The organism is Paenibacillus aceris, from assembly GCF_017874035.1.
GTDB classification, from domain to species: Bacteria; Bacillota; Bacilli; order Paenibacillales; family NBRC-103111; genus Paenibacillus_E; species Paenibacillus_E aceris.
On the sequence record NZ_JAGGKV010000004.1, the window covers coordinates 245,333 to 265,052 of the forward strand.

Sequence of the window (19,720 nt, forward strand, 5' to 3'; positions counted from 1 at the left end):
CTTTAGCCTCCGTTCCAATCAGATAGTAACAAGCTTCTACTCCACCAAACCTGTTCGTTCCACACCTTCTACAAACCACCGCTGCGTGAAAGTGTATAAGAGCAGAGGCGGAATAATCATTAAGAACGTTGTGGACATCCGGATTGCTTCGTCCGTTACTGACGGGCCATACGCCTCCGCCTGCTGACGCAGCGCTGATGCAATTTTCTCTATCCCGAGCGATAAGGGAGCCGTTTCAATGTCAGATAAGTACATGCTGGGCAAATAGAAGTCGTTCCACGTCCAAATAAAGGAAAATAAAAACACGACAAGGATTGCTGGCTTGGCAAGCGGCATCATCACCTTGTAAAAGATTTTAAACACGCCAGCTCCGTCGATACGGGCAGCTTCCTCCAGCTCCTTCGGTTGTGTGGAGAAGAATTGGCGGTAAATGATGACGAATAAGGCTCCTTTTAAGCCGAGACCGAAAAAGGCCGGGACAATAATCGGATAAATCGTATTCAGAAGGCCAAGCTGTCTGGCATAAATAATATTGGGCAGGATAGTGACCTGCATAGGCACAATAAAAGTTAGCATTAGAAAAAAGAACAGAACCCTCTTGAACGGAATTTTCAGCCTTGCAAATGCATAACCGGTTACCGCGCAGGACAGAGTTTGCAAAATAGCGACTGAAAGCGATAACCCAAGCGAGATGCCAAGGGCTTTCGGATATTTCATCCACGACCAAGCCTCTTGCAGGTTGCCGAGGTAGATCGTCCTTGGGAACCAGTTAACGGCAGGATCCAGCAGATCGTCTGCGTTTTTGACCATGGTCGCCATCATATGCAGAATCGGCTTCAAATAAATGTAAGCCGTATCCAGCAGGATCAGGTAGATGAACAGCTTGAACAGCAGACCTTTATCTGCTTCTCTCCCGATAATCGCATACCGGACTTTGCTGAGCAGGTGCAGCATGTTAGCGGTCTGCTCTTCTTTCAATTTGATACGAAACATAGCTTCATCCCTCCAATCGTTAGATGATTACGCACGATGTGACTTTGTCACCCTGCTGAAGATTATGAATAGGATCGCCAGGAAAAAGGCGATGATCATAAAGTAGATCCAAAACAAAGCACTATATTGGCCATATTCGCTTTCCCTTACTTTCGAGAGAATCGGGTTGGTCGGAAAAGTGAACAGGTCGACGACCGTGTAGATCATATTGAGGAAAATGAACGGCGTCATGGCAGGAAGCGTAATTTTCCAAAACGTTTCCCAAGGACCTGCTCCATCAATGCGCGCTGCCTCATAAGCGGAATTCGAGATCGTCTGTCTACCGCCGAGGAAGATCATAATTTGAACGCCTGAGTACCATAAAATGAGCACAAACGAGTTAAGAATGGAGATCAGCGGGTCGGACCACGTTGCCGATAGGTTGGCCTGAATGAGGCCGGAAATGTTGAATTTAGACATAAAGCCAAGATCGCCTTCGCCTTGCGTCAGAAACTCCTTAACAACCTCTCCTGTCGCCAAAATAACAGGTAGAAAGAAGATGGCGCGAAAAAACGTGCGGCCGGGAAATTTCTGATTCAAAATAATCGCGATTAACAAGGCGAAAATGACAATAATCGGAATCATAAAAAGCGCTTGCCGCAGAAAAGGCAGCAGTTGGTTGTACAAAATGCTTCCATTTTCAAACAGAATGTACTTGTAATGCGTCCATCCGATATAGCGGGTCGTTGTCTTCGTTGCGGTTATCGTAACATCCTGAAAGCTCATAAATAAGGAATAACCGATCGGGAACGCCATAAAGAAGATAAATCCGATGAACCATGGGGCAATAAACAGCGTTCCTTCCAAATATTCGATCAGGGATGACTTCAGTCTCGCTTTACGATTCACTCTCCTCCCCCTCCTCGAATGACAATAAAGTTATGTTCCGGCACGACCAAATCTCCGTTCCGGTATTCCGTCAAATTGTAATTCACGATAATCCTTTTTCCGTTTGCATACGTTGTTTCTTTTACGCCTTCGGCCAGCTTCCTGTGACCGGTAATAAACTGATCCTGTACATCTCCGAGTGCCTCGTTATATCGTTTATACTGATCGGAGGCGAAATTCTCCCAATCCGGATAATACGTGTTATAGTAACGCAAGCCATAGGAGTTAACGTATTTCTTCGTTTCCGCCTTCGTGAAGACGAACGATGGGGCGGCGCCGTATTCGATATCCCGCAAGAAATCGTTCACATCTTCCTGACGGTTATTGACATACTCCGATGAGTACGAAACTAGTCCATGTGTAGCAATCTGAGCGAATGGAACGGATTCGTCCGAAAACAAATCGTAGGAATTGTCGTAGACCATGCCCTGGATGTAATTGATATGCGGCAGCGCGTATACATTCGATTTCTCCCCCTGTACCCCGCCAAGTGTATCCTTAATCTTTTGCAAAATACGCTCCTGGATATTACGCGCCTCGTCTCTGGACGATCCGTACTCCGTGTTGTAATCGTTGAACAGCCTCTGACCAAGCAATCCGACGGCAAGTCCGTCCACACCCATTGCTTTATATTTCGGCAAATCGTTTTCCACCATCTGTTCAATGAATTTATCGCTGACGACAGGCGTCCGCTCCCGATTGAACAGTGGACTTTGCATCAGCGTCCGGCCAGCTAAGTTGACCATGGCATTAAATTTCTCATCGAAGCCGCCGCCCTTTGTATTGTTAAGGGAATACTCCGCTTCCAAATACACCGGATAACCGAGCCCGTGCGCATGTTCGATGAATGCCTTCATGCCCGAGTCGCCGCCAATACGGGAATCGACAGGGAATGTTTGACCGAAGGAGCTGTAACCGCCTTTCTGCCAGCCCGTGAAGGTAAGCGACATATTTTTGATCCCTTTGTCATGCAGGGAATTGACGATTTGCATGCCTTCGCTCGTCGTGGTCAAGTTGAGATACCGGTCGCTGACCACGCCTTTTTCCCGGTCGGCTCCGACGATATTCGTATACAAAGGAATATTCGGATCTTTGACAGTAACGGGTTTGGCCCCTTTTTCCTTCATTAAATATTGGCGGTACGCCTCTGCCATTCCGACATAATCCGATTTCTTATCGTCCAGCATATAATAACGAACAGAACGATCGCTCCCAAAAACATGATCCCGATCGTAGTCGACATACCCCCATGAATCAGGCACGTTCGTATTTCTCGTTGTAAATTGCAAGAAGCTTGAACGATAATTCATTTGCGCTCCGATCCAGTTGTAGTTGCTTAAGACTCCTGCGGGAGCTGCAACAATGTCGGCAAACTCATCACCATCGTGTACGACAGCCAGAAAGCTCTTCGTTCCTGATTTCATACCGAAGACCGGCATCATAATTTTATTTCGATTGTTGTTCATCCCTGGAAATGCGATATCTTGCCCGTATGTTAATTCGTCATACATTTTGTTGACGTTCAGATCATTGCTTTTAAATCTCACCAGGGCTCCGGCACCATCCGGTATAAATAGATATCCGTCCTGTCCGTCTGTATATTCGGCTCCTAAGAAAGGAAACAGCCTGACCCATACAAGACCCATCTTGGTTTCTTTTACGCCTTCTTTTAAGATTTTCGTCTCTACGTAGTCCTGATCGACAGTTACCTGAACCGGAATCGTAAAGCCAGTAGCCGGCAATTCATAGGTAAGTTTAAAACCGCCGGGAATCGTTTGAACATCTTTTACCCGACCGCCTTCTGCTGCCAGGTTCGTTTCCTTTGCCTGCAAAATATTTTTAGAGAAATCCACATATTGAACCATGAGTGGAGAAGCCAAATGCTTTTTCCAGGTTTCGGAAATTTTCTCTTTTGGCCAATATTGCGGGTCTGGATAAGAACGGTATACATTCCCGTTTCTTTTGTCTTCAACAATAAAATGCCCGGTCTTTTCATCCATTTTCAGTTTCAGTGTCCCAGAATCCGCAACTTCTTTAAAATCTGAATCCACTGGCAGCTTAGCTGGGACACTCGCAGCTTCGGATGCCGTATTTTGCTGCACAGCCTGCGTAACACGATGGTCCTCGCCTTTAAATTCAATCTTGACACGGGTCAGGAAGATGGCAACGGCCGCCAAGATCAGGATGGTAACAATGATGGCTGTTTTATTTGTTTTGATCATCCGGATCATCTTAAAGTCACCTCCTGGTACATCTGATAAAGTAACGATCCAAGATCGCTGGTAAGTCCCATGATAATGAAAATCAGCACACCGATGACAAGCATCGTACAGAGTGTGAGGAAAACATTCATAATCGTTTCGCCAAACGTGTAATTATGGACATTCTGGATTTTCCAGAAGATGAGCAGCCCGATCCAGACCGTCATCGCGTTCCCCACGAAATGGTAGATGGATGACTCGGACATCGTCAACACATTAGACACGAAGGCAAGGGGAATACCAATAGCTATGTAAGGTAAGAGAGCATAGGCACTGCCGATAAAGATGTGTTTGAACCGCCCTTCTCCCCGGTAAATCGAACTAACGAGGTAGTTGGCGATAATCCAAGCGATCCAGACGATGAAAAATTGCGTGAACGTCGAATAAATGTCCACAAATGTTTTCGGATTAAAAGCAAAGCTGGTCGCAAATTGGCTGATGATTAGGGACGCATACACGCCAAGCAGCACGACGGTTGCGCTCAGGTAACTGCCTTTGTTCTCATAGTGGATAGCAGAAAACCCGTCAATCGGATGTTTTAAGATATGCAGTGCAAGTCTTATGTTCGAGATAAAGCGGTTTTGACTCTTCGGCCGATTGCGCCATCTAGTCCGGAATTCCCGCTTTGCTGTCAATTTATCTGCCGCGATGTAGAAAATGGCGCCGAACAGCAGCACGCTGGCAATCCAAGAGAAATTCTGCTGCAACCACAGCATCCTGATTTGCCAGAAGGAATCGGAGTATCCTTGCTGGTTTCCTGCTTCTTTGAACAAATCTTTCGCTGCTTCATACTGTTCTTTTTTAAAGGCCGACTTGGCGAGCCCGAGATAAGCCGGGGCGAACTGACCGTTTAAACGCAGCACGTCCTTCCATGGTTGTTCGCTATCTTCGTAACGGCCAGCTAAGGTAAGCTGGTTGGCTTGATCGACCTTTTGCCCGAACTCCGATAAACGGAATACTTGCACAATATTTTCCTGATCGTCCAGCACAAACAGTTCGTTCCTGGCATTTACATCGAGTGCTACAGGGCTTTTTAACAGACCGACTTGGGAAGAACCGACCGCCGATGCGCCGCCCCAGAAGTACAATAAATTGCCTGATGCGTCATAATGACTGATATATTTGTTTTGTTGATCCACAACGATCATATTGCCGCTTTGATCTACGGCGACATCGGTCAATTGAGGACCTGTTACGACCCCTTCCGCAGGAACGTCCCATGGGGCCGTTTCTCCGAATGCTTTCGAGGAGCTGCGCAGTAAATTATCGCCTTTTACATTTAACTTTTTCAATTGATTCGTCGTAGCTGTTCCGCCCGTCACCGTAAATATATAGCCGTTTTTGTCCGTTGCTACGCTATTGATCGGTTCGGGCCTTTTTGCGACCTCATTGGCGTACATTTTTTTGGTGTAAAGCATTCTTTTTAATGCATCTAAAGGAGAGATCGCCGTACCATTTGCACCGAAGAAGCCCTGAAACTTGCCTTTCGGATCAATCATGACAAGCCCCTCATAACTGCCATGCACCGCAACATACATAAATTCGCGTTCATCGACCATGACTTTGGCCGGATCGAAAACAAACGTTTCCGGGATGTATCTGGATTCCGGCCGTTTGTACTCCTGTACCATCTTGCCGCTGGGGTCCAGCTTCAGCACTCTTTTATTCCCTGTATCAGCAACGTATATGCTGCCATCATTAGTCACGAATACGCCTTCAGGTTTATTAAAAGGGTTATCCGGCAGTGTAATGTATCGCAATAGTTTCCCGGTTTCCGTCATATGCACGATTCGATTGTTGCCCGTATCCGCGATATAAACTTCACCTTTCGCATCGACAAAAATGTCTTTCGGATTCTTCATCGGTGAACTAATCAGAACCTTGCTGTTGCTAGGATCTGACGCCGTCAGGTTTTGCCCGATGACACCAAGCGGAAAGTACGCCGGCTGAAGCCAAATCAGATTACCCCGGCTATCTTTGGTATACGTTGAATATTTCACCGAGGCATATGCGGATGAAGGCAATAATGCAGCGCATAAGAGGATGAAGGTAATAAATAGCCCCCACTTATGGATTTTCATGCTCAAACCTCCGTTTTCATCTCTCTGTGTATAATGTAATTTGCCCAAACAAGCCATAAGGGCGCAGCTGATAGTCCGGGGTAAAATGATGCCCTTCTTTGCGGAAGGACGCCCAACTGGTTGTCGCCGTCTCGCCGGCCGCTTGATGAAATGGCCCCAGCATGTTGCGAGGGCTTCCCATGACTTCAATATCAATCCGATTCGTGCCTTCATGCAGCCGCTCCGTTAGATCCAGGCGGTTCGCAGCCCGCCATGGCACATGCCCTGCAGTCTGGCCGTTAACCCTCACCTCAGCGGTGACTGCCGAGTAATCGCCAAGCTCCAAGACGAACCGGCTACCCGCCTTATTTCCCACCTGGACGTCAAAGTGGTAAATCATGCTGCCGCAGTAGTTCGGATATCCTTGCTCACACCAATCTCCGAACATCAAATTCTCCGGTTCGACCGTTATGCTTCTAACAGAATCGACGCCAAATTGGCCGATCAGATATATATCTTCCACTTCCATGCGATTGAGGTAGTTGCACGATAAAGTCAACTCGTTCCTTCCAGCTTTTAAGCCGGATAAAAGCACTCGGTCAAACGACCTGTCCAGAAACCAACCGTCCGGCCGATTCGCAACCGGTTCGCCGTTTAGCCTGATCGCATAATATTCCGCGGACTCCACGACCAGATACACAGCTTCTTGCGGCACGGACGAAACTTGAAAGGTAAATTTGAAATCGACCGGCTTTCCGTCCTCCGGATGGGGCTCGTGAGTCCATTTATACCTTTGCTCAATACCATTCCCGTATATCTGTCTCATACCCCTAGCTTCACGAACGGCTCTTTGAGCCTGCCAAACTTCCATCTCTTCCGACCATCCGCCATCCTCGATACGGTAAGTGCAGATGTCCAGTGTCAGCACGTTGGGCATCGACCTGGTGAACTTGCATATTGGACCGAGCTCCTGTACCGACGCCTTCTCATTCGCCACATGACCCGATTCTGTTTTAGCTATACGTCCTTTTTTATGCCAAATGTACAGCTTGGAATCCGCAGGCCCGAATACATCTTCAAAACTGATGTATCCGTATTCGAAGCTAGTCGCTACCGCCTTCACCTCGCCTGTCAGCGCCTGCCATTCTTCCATATGGCCGGAGCCGCCGTCCGAGGCGATGGCAAGGCTTACGCGATGACTGCGTTCGCGGTCGTTATTGACGGTGAAGAGAGCCATGCTATCCCCTAAATCCCTTAACATATATAGGAAATCGGAGCATTCCTCTTCCTCTGCCCCCTTAATGCTGACCCGGCGGGGCAGCATGTTCTCCAAAGCAGCAACCGCCCCTGCGGCGTCTTGGACAACGATCATATGCTTATGATCATAGAGCTCCGACAGGAGGCTCGTTGCCTTGCCCTCAAGCATCGACGGGCGAGGTCCGACAGCTACCGCTCTGCCCCCAGCGTTCAGAAATTGCCTCAGCAGTCGGAATGTGCTGCTGAGCATCGTCCGAATTTCCGGAATGACGACAACCCGGTATTCCGCCATATTCACCGCAAGCTGAGCTCCTCGAATGACGCCGCTCTCCGCCATGATGGTTTCATCGCCTAGATCAAAATCGTAGTGCGCTCTGAGCAGTTCGCCAAGAAAAGCGTTAAATTCATGGCCGTAACGGTTCGCCGCGGAGACATCCGGATCTTTGCCGCGAGCGGGAAATCCATAAGGTGCTGTGCCTACCATACTCCAAGCCGTGGAAGCTGGATGGAGCACCAGAACGTCGCGAACCGGGCGGCCTTCCGTCAATACCGACGACAGTCTGGCAAAATAATTTTCCATGACGGCATTGTATTTCCACCAGCTTGTGTTGTAATTGAAGACCGGCGGGTAATCCCGCTTGCGGCAACCCTTAATGGAGTAAAGCGCCAAGTGTTGAGACCGCAGATTGACGCCCAGCACGTATTGGAAATCTCCGATCCATCTCTGCCCTTCAAATGTGAAGCCCCAGCCCGTGCAGCCGTAGGTTTCGGTAAGCACGAACTTTCGCCCGTATTGGTTTGCAACGCTGGTACACTGCTTGACGGTTATATACTCATTCGTCTGTTCGTTCAACATATCGATGCCCGGAACGTGCTGATAGCGGTAATTGGGCATTACCGCCCCGCAGACCCGGGTGGCTGTGCCCAAATTATTTTCCCAGAGGAAATGGCCCGTAAAAGCCAGCTCATGGTTTCCGCACCACTCGCCGATTTGCTTGGAATAAGATTCGCTGAATCGTTCCGAAATCGTGCGCCAATAATCATGACGCGCCTCTGCGGAGCGCTCCCCATTGAAATATAAATACGGGAGGAGGTCCAGCAAATCATATCCGCGTTTCTCTTGAAAATAGGCGGGAAGCGACCAGCTCCATGGAATCCAGCCGCGGCCCTCCGTAAACTTGCAATGGCGGTCATGGATACTCGGCTCATCGGTAAAAACGCCGCGAACAGTTTTGCCGAAATGCCTGCCCACTTCCCGCTTGTAAGCTTCGTAGGTGATGTCAATGAATGCTTTCACCGATTCAGGATTCAATTGATCCGGCGGCGCTTCATTGTTGAACCAGGCACTCCGTTCCGATATTTCGACGCGAAAGACGAGCAGCACTTCATCCTCATTTCCTGCTGCTATGTCGGCGCCGTCTTTGAGTCTCTCACAGCGAACCAAGTTTCTCTCGTGGGTAACAGCTCTGAACAAAGCAACGGCGTCATCTATGGAATCAACCGTTCCATCACGGAGCACCTCCAGCGTGAGCCCCTTGGCGCGGAAAGCGTCACCGCCTTGCGCTTGCACTAAGCCTCCGGCAAAGCCTGAAGGCCAGCGATCTTCATCATACAGCCAGGCCTGCATGCCGAGTGCCTCGGCCGTTTCCACCGTTCCGCGAACCAACCTCATCCATTCTTCGCCCATGTAGACGGTTTCCAGTCCATCCCGCGAATGAATGAAAAAACCGCCCATCCCTTGTTCCTGCATTTGTTTAACTTGCCGATTCAGCTCTTCCTCTTCCAATTCATCATTCCAAGCCCAGAATGGCAGGGACCGATATTCGGCAGGCGGATCTTCAAAATGATGGCGCAACCGCTCAGACGCTACCACGCAGCCCCGCCTCCTTTTGCCCCTCGAGGATCATGACGCTTTTTGGGGGAAGTTCCAAATCTCCGCTAACGCTCAAGCCGCTAAGAAGCTCCTTCTGCTCATGCGTCCCGATCTGTATCTTTTGCAATTGTTCGCTATGATTCAAGACAAAAGTGAACTGCAGATCCGCTTTTTCACGCTGGACCACTTCGACGCCATGCGGCGCTTCAAGCAGTGAAGAAATCCCTTTGCTGCCGCATAAAGATTTTATCCATTGCCGCATAAAAGACCGACTCGGATTCGTTGCCGCATACCAGGCCTCACCTTGGCCAAAACGATTACGAGTTAAGGCCGGAGAACCTTCATAGTAATCGCTGCCGAAGCTCGCGAATGATTCCGCCCCCTCCAGATGAACCACCTCGCACAGCAACCCGCAATCATAGGAGCCTCGAAGTTCGCCAAATTCCTTCTTCATCACCAGCGAGTTTTTGTGTTCGGGATGCAAAGCATCCAATTCCTCCACCCAGATGCCCAACAACCTGCGCAATTCGCCCGGATAACCGCCCGCAGTGACCAAATCATTTTCGTTTGCGATACCGCTGTAGAACGTAGTGAGGAAGGTTCCTCCGTTCTTGACATATTGCCCCAGCTTCTCCGCATAGCCAGGTTTCACCATATACAATAGAGGGGCTACCACGAGCTCATATTGATCTAAATCTGTCTCGACCTGGATGAAATCGACCTGGATGTGATTATCATAAAATGCGTCATAATAGTTCTGGATTTGATCGAGATATTTCAAATGCGCAGAAGGTCCGCCTCCCAGCTCGACAGCCCACCAGTTATCCCAGTCAAACAATATAGCAACCTTGCTCTTCGCCCGTGCATCCAGCAAGTGATTTCCCAATTGCTGCAGTTCCTGGCCTAGCTCTGTACATTCCCGGAACACGCGCGTATGCTCATGCCCAGCATGATCGATGACAGCTCCATGAAACTTTTCGTAAGCACCGAGCGAGCGGCGCAGTTGGAAAAACATCACCGATTCCGCCCCCCGAGCCACTGCTTGGTAGCTTCGAAGCCGCATGACGCTTGGTCGCTTGGTCGGATTGACCGTCTTCCAGTTGAGCACGCTCGGCGTTTGCTCCATCAGCATAAAGGGAGCGCCGTCTTTCAAGCCCCGCATGAGATCGTAACGAAGGGCCATGTAGCTTTCGGGCGTATGGTTTTCCGGATATATATCAAGTGCGACGATGTCCAGATAAGGCGCCCATTTGAAATAATCAAGCGGTTTATAGGTACCGTTTCCTTGGAAATTCGTCGTTACCACCGCATCTGGGATGACCGACTTTATCGCGTTGTATTCCAACAGGTAGCATGCCAGCCAGCTGTCAGAATTAAAACGGTAAAAATCCAGCGTTATCCCCTGAAAAGCAGTTTGGTCGGAATTCCCGCCTGAAAGCCCTTCGCTTAATGCGCTGGGAAGGACGATGTCCTCCCAATCATAGAAGGTATGTCCCCAGAACCGCGTATACCAGGCCTCGTTCAGCCGATCCAGCGTTTCGTAACGATCTTTCAGCCATTCCCGAAATGCGTTCTCACAGTTATCGCAATAGCAGCGGATCCCGATTTCATTGTTCACATGCCACAGCAGCAGGGCAGGATGGCCCTTGTACCGCTCCGCCAGTCTTTTGACCAAATTTTCGGCATAATGACGGAAAGTAGGACTATTCGGGCAGGAGTTATGTCTTCTGCCAAATTTTCTTTTTTTCCCATCGGTGGTTACAGTTAAAATGTCCGGGTATTTCCTTGCCATCCAAGCTGGATGCGCGGCCGTCCCTGTTCCCAAACAGGCATACATGCCATTTTCGTGCAGCTTGTTCATGACCTCGTCCAGCCATTCAAACCGGTATGTCTCCTCATCCGGCTGGTTGAGCGCCCATGAAAACACATTGACCGTAGCAATATCGATGCCGGCAAGCTGAAACAGCCTCATATCCTCGTCCCATATTTCCTTCGGGAACTGCTCTGGGTTATAATCGCCGCCATACATAATTTTCGGAAATTTTCGGCTGATCATCTTATCGCCCCCTGCATGGTTGGTGGGTTGGCTGCTACGCTGTTAACAGCTTCGAATGGAACTTGCTCAGGCCATCGTTTGCTAAGCTGCATGGGTGATACATCTCTTGCAGAAAACGGCTTTAGCCGCAAACGAAACGTTGTATCCTTCGGATGAAGCAGATACTGCTCTAAAGGAGGAGCTTCCCCGCAGCTGTGATTGCCGATCGGAGCTTGCTGATAATCCATGTTCACGACCGTTTCATTTAACCGGACTAAGTCGGTTGTATGTTTCGAGCTCGCTACATTTGCAGTGGCATAGTGACTTGCACTTACATCGAATAAGGGCATGCCGCCGATAAACAAGCCAGTCCCCAAAGCGTTGGTTACGGCAGCCCACCGTGCATCCGCTTTATTGCCATGTTCTTGCGGCTTAATATAAGGAACGTATTGCTCTTGCACCGTTCCTTGGTACACGCCAAGCCGTCCGCTTTTCTTCCGGTCGATATAACATTCGTGCGGGCCAAGCCCAAACCACGTTAATCGATCGAAGGCGCCAGGCATGACCATCTGAAAGCCTAGTCGAGGCAGCGGAGGAAGTCCTGACCGCGGAATCGTGCGGACCGTCATGAAGACGTCCCCTGACCCGTAAACCGTGTAGGCTGTCCAGGTTTCCATACATACGCCTAATCCCGCTGCGCCAAGCGTCGATTTCACTGTAATTTGCACAGCCTGGTTTCCATGCGGAAGAATCGAAAACTCATTCACACGATGCTGCAGCGCATCGTAGCCCATTTTTCTCCACTCTTTCGCTTGACGGGCATCGTTATCAATGGGCGCGCGCCAAACATTGACTTGTGGACCGGACTGAAGAAGCGGAGTTCCGTTATATTCAAATGCGGTCAAGGTTCCGCAGTTTTTGTCCCATACCATAGTAAAATCGTTCCCGTATACTTGCACATGCGCATTCTTTTCGGTATAGCGCAAATCATTCATTGACTTCAAACTTATTTGCGATGCAACTTTCAACGATGCAGCGGGTAGCGGCAAATCCGCCCAGGCCACTTCATGTCCTCGCAGCGCCCATCTTGTCTCCTGCCTCAAAGTAAATCGGATTCGGACCCAACATTCGCCCTTCAACTGTTCGTATGCCTTGCTATAGGGTAAGCTAATCGTTGCCTCTGTTCCCGCTGGCACATCTGTTCTTGGCATTTCCCCCTGCTCCACTATTTCTCCATCATGCAGCAGCTGCCATGAGCCTTCGAGATGATCCAATGACAAGAAGTCGTAGCGATTCTCAATGCTTACGATGCCTGATTGGATATTGACCGCACTTATCTTCACGGGCTCGATCACTTTTTTAAACTCGATCAGCGATGATTTGATCGTACGATCCGGAAAGACCATTCCATCCAGGCAAAAATGCCCGCTGTTTGGTTTATCGCCAAAATCTCCGCCGTACGCATACCAGTCTTCGCCATCCTCCGTTTGCTGCCGAACAGCAAGATCCGCCCATTCCCAGACCATGCCGCCAAGCAGTCGGGGATATTTATAAACAGCGTCCCAGTATTCCTGCAAATTGCCTGATGCATTCCCCATGGCATGAGCGAACTCACACATAAGGAAAGGTCTTGGATCGTCCGTTTTTCCCCCTTCTGCAACAAGTGCTTCCAGAGAAGGGTACATACAGCTCACAATGTCTACGATTTTGGCATCTTTAGCGCGTTCGTAATGAATCGGACGTGTCGGATCGGCTTCACGCACCCATTCCGCCATCGCGTCATGGTTAGCTCCATACCCTGATTCATTCCCAAGGGACCAGATGATGACCGAGGCATGATTTTTATCCCTCTCCACCATTCGACGGGCACGGTCGATGAACGCTTCCTTCCATCGGTCATCCTCGGCCAAATGACTTTCATTGCCAATAAAATGACAGCCGTGAGTTTCAAGATCCGCTTCATCGATCACATAAAGACCATAGCGGTCGCAAAGATCAAGCCAGCGCGTATCATTCGGATAATGGGATGTGCGCACGGCATTCATATTGTGCTGCTTCATCAGGCGGATATCTTCCAACATTGCTTCCAAAGGTATTGCAAAACCGAGATCAGAGTGAAACTCATTCCGGTTTACGCCTTTGAGCGTAACGGGTGTACCGTTGATAAGAAGCCGCCCGTTTAGAATGGCGATATCGCGAAACCCGACGGAAACGCTTACAGATTCCAGCGAGGCCCCCGTTTCATCCTCCAGCGTTAAAATTAGCGCGTATAGGTACGGCTCCTCTGCCGACCATTTGCGTGGAGCCTTGACTGGTATGCGCATGGCGATCATTTTGTCACTAGTTTGCATAGAAGCATCGGCTTTTCCGCTATAAATCTGTTGACGTTTTTCGTCCAAAAGCGAAATGCTTAAGTTATGGTTGTAAGACGCACGTTTTGAAAAGCACTTAAGCGCTATTCGGAGGTCAAGATCGGCGTCATGCAAATTTTCGCAAAACCTGGTCTGTACGGAAACATCATGGATATGCACGTCAGGAGTCGCTTTCAAATATACGTCTCTGAAAATGCCGCTTAGCCGCCATTTGTCCTGATCCTCCAAATAGCTACCGTCGCTCCATTGATACACCTGCACGGCTATTGTATTTTCGCCTGCTTTCAGCAATGAAGTAATCCGAAATTCACTATGCAGATGGCTGCCCTGCCCATACCCTGCGAATTCGCCGTTCACCCATACGTGGAAAGCAGAATCAACACCCTCAAACACAACAAATACTTGCCGCTCATCCCAAGCTTCAGATAGATGAAAGTTTCTGCGATAAAAGCCGGTCGGATTATCGTTTGGCACATGAGGCGGATCAATTGGAAACGGATAATAGCTGCTGGAATAATGCGGGCGTCCGTATCCATTCATCTGCCAATTACCTGGAACAGGCAACGTCGACCAATCATCGGTCTTATAGGAAGGATCGTAGAAGCGATCTGGCGCTTCTGATGGATGCGATGCGTACAGAAATCTCCAATTCCCATTAAGCGATTGAAAGTAAGGCGATAGCGCCCGCTCGCAGGTAAGCGCCATTTCTGCATCTGCGTATGGTATGTAACCGGTACTGGAAGGTTCCAAGTTGCGCCCAAGCACCTCTAGATTCTCCCAATCCGGCATTTCTTTCTCTCTCATTAAAACGCCCTCCTATCTCTCACCTTCATGCCAATGTATCCCGGAAACGTAAAGCGTTATTCAGAACTAACGCGATCACCCATGAAGGGTTCCATTTATTGCTGTGTCCCCTGTGATTCCAATACGTTTGGAAAAAGCCTTCGCCTTGCTCCCCTGCAACGGTAAATCCCCACTCCCCGGGTTTGGTGCTAATGCCCTGCCCCATCGCATCTAGCGACATTCGTCCCCAGCGTTCATACTGCGTCTTACCGGTTAATCGGCCAAACTGCCAAAACTCATAGGTCGGAAAAAACACATCCAAGTGATGATTTTGCACACTCACTCCAGGCCATCCAACAGCGCTGAAATCCGTGTTTTGGAACGCTGAGCCCTGATTGTACGCCGGGTTCCACATATAAACGAATGTTAGAAGCCAGTCCGCAGAAATTTCGGCCCATTCTTGATACCGTTCATCCCTGGTCAAAAGATACAGCTCGTAAGCAGCAAGGAAAAAGTACATGCCCGCTTCTTTATCCTCACACTTGGCATCGAGCGTGGAACGGGCAAATGGCCGTTCGAACGTCTCGGCATGCAACTCGTAATAACGCTGCATCATCGACTCTGCGAAATCCAAAACCTTTTTCTCCATGGTGATCCAGTACGTTTTCACCAGTGCAATCAAGCACGGGAGCCCTGCTGCGGTGATCATCTCATCTGCCGGTTTGCCGTCCATCAGCCATGCAGAGGGAAAGATGCCCGAAGGTAAGGCTCCTTTCAGGAAGAAATCGGCAGACTCGCGCAGAGCTTCGATCCAGGTTGCTGAAACCTCCCGGCCGCTTTCCCGAAACAACAGCGCGATCTCCGCCAAATCAGCCATCGTTTCACCGTAAGCCCGGCTGGAAGTGACAGATTGCTTATTCCAGTGGAAATCGTCCCATGCTCCATCTTCGAGGCGATACGAACTATGCCTTATACCCGGTACTTCGGTGCGGCTCTCGGATAAATAGAAATCGACAGCTCGAAGGCATTTGGCTATTCGCTCTTCCTGTCCCTCCTCGAAGCCCAGCTTAGCATCGCACCAGGCCAGCTTTAAGCATTGCCCCGTCCAACCGTACATATAGTGCAGCGGGTGCTTGGAAACGTTGCCGAATACATTGGAATCGGTAAACTTCACATAACCGGCGGCGCCATGCTCGCCGATTCTCCAGCGGTCGTCCATCGCGTTGGTCTTTAGTACGATCAGTTCTTCCAAGGAGAATGGCTTCTTTCCCTCAGGCTTATACAGCAGCATCCCTTTGCGAACGATTTCGCGGTAGGCATGGCCCGTTCGAAGAGCGTGCCCCCAATCCAGCGCATACTCCTTGGTTAAGCTGTATCCTTGTTCCCAATCCATATATCCGCCTTGATAGGATTCCGTTCTATTTTTGGCTATATAATAGATGTCCTTCTCGCCATTGAACATCAGAACGCCGCTAAGCGCGACGGCAATCGTTCGGCTTTCGTCCTGTATCGCTCCGAGCGAGCCGTAATGTACACGCCCATCATCCGTTTCCACATAACCCGGGATTGAAAAAAGCGAGAAATATCGCGTGCCGTACTCCTCCCACTCCACATTCACACAAGGAATTGGCAGCCGGTGCTCTTCACAAATGAATCCTTTGCCAGGACCTACGCCAAGCCGTGGAACAATTCGGTTCGGATCGGAGGAAGGATTGTTATTGTAAATCATGTGCGGAATCGTTACCTTTTCCTGATTCCGCTTCGGAAGCAGGAAGAGGAGGCCAACAACTGCTTCATTCAACAAGTTTCCGCTCCGATTTTCCCAACTTACCTGTACATGCAACAGATCATTTTCATCAAACGCCAGACTCAGCGTGACAAACAGTTCTTCTAATGTACCGCTGATCCGAATCAAACCGGACTCGCCATCCATTCGCACATCTTTGAGGCCGGGAGTGTTCGTATGCCATGGTCTTCCGGTGGAATAACATAGCATCTCATTCAACTGCCCCGTGAAAAAGGGGGTGAGCTCCCCCTCCGTTCTTAGAACGAGCTGAATGCCATCTTGCGTGTCTGCTACTTCAGCTCGTCGCTTCTGATCGCGGCTAACAATGGCGTGCACTGGAGGCTCTCCCCTTTCTTACTCAATAAGGCTGTCAAAAAGCGGTCCAACGTTGGATTGAATCCTACTCTGCCGGCTAGCGGCATGCAGACGAAGAACATTTGACCTTTCCCCAACCGTTTCATTCCTACCACGGGAAGCTTCCGCTTTCCATTCGTTTCATTCTGCGCGTGATAGGCGAACACGATGGGTTCAATTCCCTCTCCTTGCAAATGACAATTGGTAAGGCCGTCAATCCGGTCCGTCGTCAAATTGTACAGATAAGCAAAGTCGTCCGGCTGTATGCCTTGCATGTTGAGATCCCCAACTTGCATAGAAAGCGTATACACTTCTCGCAACTTCACTGTTTGAATCTGTGTATCATCCAGATCCCACACACCGTTATCCGAGTGCTTCAGCAGACAAACAGCCGTTGCGCCATTGCGGACATTAGCTAGAACAGAGGACCGGTGACGTTCAAATGCTGCCGGAGAAGATACAACAAGCGTACTGTCCGCCTGCGCTTCGTCGACATAACGCTCGCCGGCAACATTCAGCAGCGAGCACTGCAGTTCAGATGCTGAATCGAGAAATCTGATCTTTTGAGGCTTCTGATGGCTTGATCTTGCAAATGCCTCCAATTCGAACCGTTCAACGTTCAACGTGTTTCCGTTTTCATCAATCAGACTCGCATCTACATACAATTTCTTCCTATCTTGTACCACAGGCACTGAAAAGCGAATGGAACCCGCATACAGGGAAGAAGCTACCGGTAGTTGGCTGGATATCTCATAATGACCGTACTCCTTAGCATCGTCCCGCAGTGTTGCAACGATTCGGCAAAGGCCGTATTCTTTGGCTGTATCGTTCAAAAGCCAAGCTTCAACTTCCAACGTTTCACTTTCGTACGCCTTCCACCGGTCGCATCGCAAATTCACGCGAACAGGCTCCAAGCATTCCTTGTACGTAAAGTACGCTGGTTTCGGGATGCGATCGACACCGACAAGCGCTTTCATCCAACCGGCCGGCCATGCATCTATCAGCAGATGGATGGCGGTAGATACGACCCTGTCCGCCCTTCTGCGCCATGCATCCGTCATCAGCTTCGTCGCCAGGCTTTGGTGCTTCTGACTGGCCTCAATCCATTCGCGCATCGTATGCTGTTCGGCAAACCAATCCCCGTGAAGATTGTAGGTTTGGGAGCCATGGATAACATTCGGCAGCCAACGATCTTGTTCAGATGCGGGAAGCCATTCCTTCGGATAGCGGTTTATCATCAATTCGGCATGATCCAACCCTTCCGTGCCGTACTCTCCGCATCCCGCCTTCCACCCTTCCCTGATTGTCGGAAGATAGCCTTTGTACATTTTTCCAACAGGAATACCGTTGTTCGTATACCACAGGTTATAGCAGTGAAAATCGGGCAGCCCTTCACGTGTAGGCGGATTATAGTCCCCTTCCGCGTTTTTCACGACACGGTCAGGATTCTCAACGAATATCGCCTGTCTGGATGCAACAAAAAATGCTTCCAACTCGTTCCGGTGTAAAAAGCGGTGCCCCTTGCGTCTTTTTTCCGTTCGCGAAGGCTCATTAATGAGCGATACCATAACGGAGGACGGATGGCTGCGGATCAACCTTTCCATTTCCGCCGCCTGCTTCACGCCTTCAACAAATTGATTGCGGCGGATAAATCCGAACGTCGGCAAATCGCATTGATGCATCATGCCGAGCATATCGAAATAATCATAAATTTCTTCCTGCACCGGGCGTTGTGTGATTCGATAAAAATTCAAATTCGCCATCTTTGCAATCAAAATGTCATCGATTAACTGTTCGAAATCGTTGTTCATGACACACTGCTGCAAGTGCCCCATTTCATTGGCGCCTCTAAGGATGATCGGACGATTGTTCAAATATAGCGTGCCTTTCGGTGATTGCTGCTCATCCATATGAAACTTTCTCATTCCGAATATGCGATCCTGGCTATCCTTACAATTGCTGCCGTTCTTTACTTCAATACGCGCCATATAAAGCAGCGGAGAATCCGGTTCCCAGAGTTGGAATGATGGAAAATCTACCTTGTACCGGAAATAATTGATGCCTGGCCCGGCGTACGCCACTGTAAACGAGATAGGGCCAACTCCTTGGCCTTCGAAATTTTGAGGAATAATTTCTAGGTTCAACTCAAAATTTTCCATGATTTGCTTCGTCGTGTTCACGGCATCAATCCATACTTCTACAGAGCTTCCTTCAATGTCCGGCCTTACGAACACATCCTGGATAAACAGCTCTGAGCGCTGTTCCAAATACACTTTATTGTAAATGCCCGCTCCCGGCGGACAGTGATTCCAACCATCGTAAGGATCATCCCATCCCGGACCAGTCGCTGCGTATATTTTGTCACCATCCAATTTCGTACCGCCGACTCCCATCATCGGAAAATCGGTGTGCACCTCAACGACCAGTGTATTTTTTTCCTGTAAAAAGTCCGTCACATCAAACTCAAATGGTGCAAAAAAACCTTCATGGCTGCCGATACACTTGTGATTTAGATAAACCGTTGTTTTATAATCAACACCCTTGAACACGATGTAAACTCGTTTACCCTCAGGAATGCTAGCATATTCAAACTCGCTGCGATAAAATCCCGTCCATTTGCCATTTTCCCCTGTCGGTCCACGGAAATCAGGAACCGTCACGGCTTCCCAATCCCCCACCCCGTCCAGTACTCGGGTAAAATCGGCGTCGGCCGGCGTTTGATAGCGGAACTGAAATTGGCTGCATACTTGACGATCTCGATGAAAGGAAGCAGCCGGCGCCAAGCTTCGCATATAGGGCCGATATTTTTCACGAAGCTGTTTCAATTCTTCTTGGAAGCGAGCCAGCTGTTCATCGAACGTTAGCTGATAAACACGATCAGCTTTATCCGTCCCAGGTGCGAAATATTTTTTCTCATATGATATAGGCGGAATGTCCCGCAGTTCGTCTTTATTTCCGGGATGTTCACGAAACGCGATTTCCGCGAACTGATCCAACCGTTTTGTTTGCTCCAATCACA

Annotated in this window: 9 protein-coding genes; all 9 read right to left on the reverse strand. The window is 49.3% G+C overall.

Going from position 1 to position 19,720, the window contains the following annotated elements:
• Positions 1–36: 36 nt before the first annotated feature.
• Positions 37–954, reverse strand: coding sequence for a carbohydrate ABC transporter permease (locus J2Z65_RS10140; protein ID WP_420850868.1), 918 nt, complete (start codon positions 952–954; stop codon positions 37–39).
• 66 nt (positions 955–1,020) lie between these two features.
• Positions 1,021–1,881, reverse strand: a complete 861-nt coding sequence (locus tag J2Z65_RS10145) for an ABC transporter permease subunit (protein WP_167065127.1) — start codon at positions 1,879–1,881, stop codon at positions 1,021–1,023.
• A complete protein-coding gene (locus tag J2Z65_RS10150; protein ID WP_167065131.1) occupies positions 1,878–4,151 on the reverse strand; it encodes a DUF5696 domain-containing protein in 2,274 nt (757 codons plus the stop codon). Before J2Z65_RS10150 ends, J2Z65_RS10145 begins: the two co-directional genes overlap by 4 nt.
• The gene (locus J2Z65_RS10155) at positions 4,148–6,262 is read right to left on the reverse strand and encodes a YIP1 family protein (RefSeq protein WP_167065134.1); all 2,115 of its coding nucleotides are present in this window, start codon (positions 6,260–6,262) and stop codon (positions 4,148–4,150) included. Before J2Z65_RS10155 ends, J2Z65_RS10150 begins: the two co-directional genes overlap by 4 nt.
• Positions 6,263–6,278: 16 nt before the next feature.
• Positions 6,279–9,371: a glycosyl hydrolase gene (locus J2Z65_RS10160; protein WP_167065137.1), complete on the reverse strand. Its 3,093-nt coding sequence runs from the start codon at positions 9,369–9,371 to the stop codon at positions 6,279–6,281.
• Entirely contained in the window at positions 9,358–11,427 is a 2,070-nt protein-coding gene (locus J2Z65_RS10165) for a beta-galactosidase (RefSeq protein WP_167065140.1), read from the reverse strand. Before J2Z65_RS10165 ends, J2Z65_RS10160 begins: the two co-directional genes overlap by 14 nt.
• Positions 11,424–14,582 carry a beta-galactosidase, LacZ type gene (lacZ, locus tag J2Z65_RS10170; protein ID WP_205301065.1) on the reverse strand — a complete coding sequence of 1,053 codons (3,159 nt, stop codon included), beginning with the start codon at positions 14,580–14,582 and terminating at the stop codon, positions 11,424–11,426. The genes J2Z65_RS10165 and lacZ overlap by 4 nt, the downstream gene beginning before the upstream one ends.
• 25 nt (positions 14,583–14,607) lie before the next feature.
• Positions 14,608–16,683 carry a hypothetical protein gene (locus J2Z65_RS10175; RefSeq protein WP_167065143.1) on the reverse strand — a complete coding sequence of 692 codons (2,076 nt, stop codon included), beginning with the start codon at positions 16,681–16,683 and terminating at the stop codon, positions 14,608–14,610.
• Positions 16,638–19,715 carry a glycosyl hydrolase 2 galactose-binding domain-containing protein gene (locus J2Z65_RS10180; protein ID WP_167065146.1) on the reverse strand — a complete coding sequence of 1,026 codons (3,078 nt, stop codon included), beginning with the start codon at positions 19,713–19,715 and terminating at the stop codon, positions 16,638–16,640. Before J2Z65_RS10180 ends, J2Z65_RS10175 begins: the two co-directional genes overlap by 46 nt.
• Positions 19,716–19,720: the final 5 nt, after the last annotated feature.

Bases quoted from the DNA above. Each gene is read 5' to 3' on its own strand.
- J2Z65_RS10140 (WP_420850868.1), bottom strand. From the start codon at position 954: ATGCTGCACCTGCTCAGCAAAGTCCGGTATGCGATTATCGGGAGAGAA.
- J2Z65_RS10150 (WP_167065131.1), bottom strand. From the start codon at position 4,151: ATGATCCGGATGATCAAAACAAATAAAACAGCCATCATTGTTACCATC.
- J2Z65_RS10155 (WP_167065134.1), bottom strand. From the start codon at position 6,262: ATGAAAATCCATAAGTGGGGGCTATTTATTACCTTCATCCTCTTATGC.
- J2Z65_RS10165 (WP_167065140.1), bottom strand. From the start codon at position 11,427: ATGATCAGCCGAAAATTTCCGAAAATTATGTATGGCGGCGATTATAAC.
- lacZ (WP_205301065.1), bottom strand. From the start codon at position 14,582: ATGAGAGAGAAAGAAATGCCGGATTGGGAGAATCTAGAGGTGCTTGGG.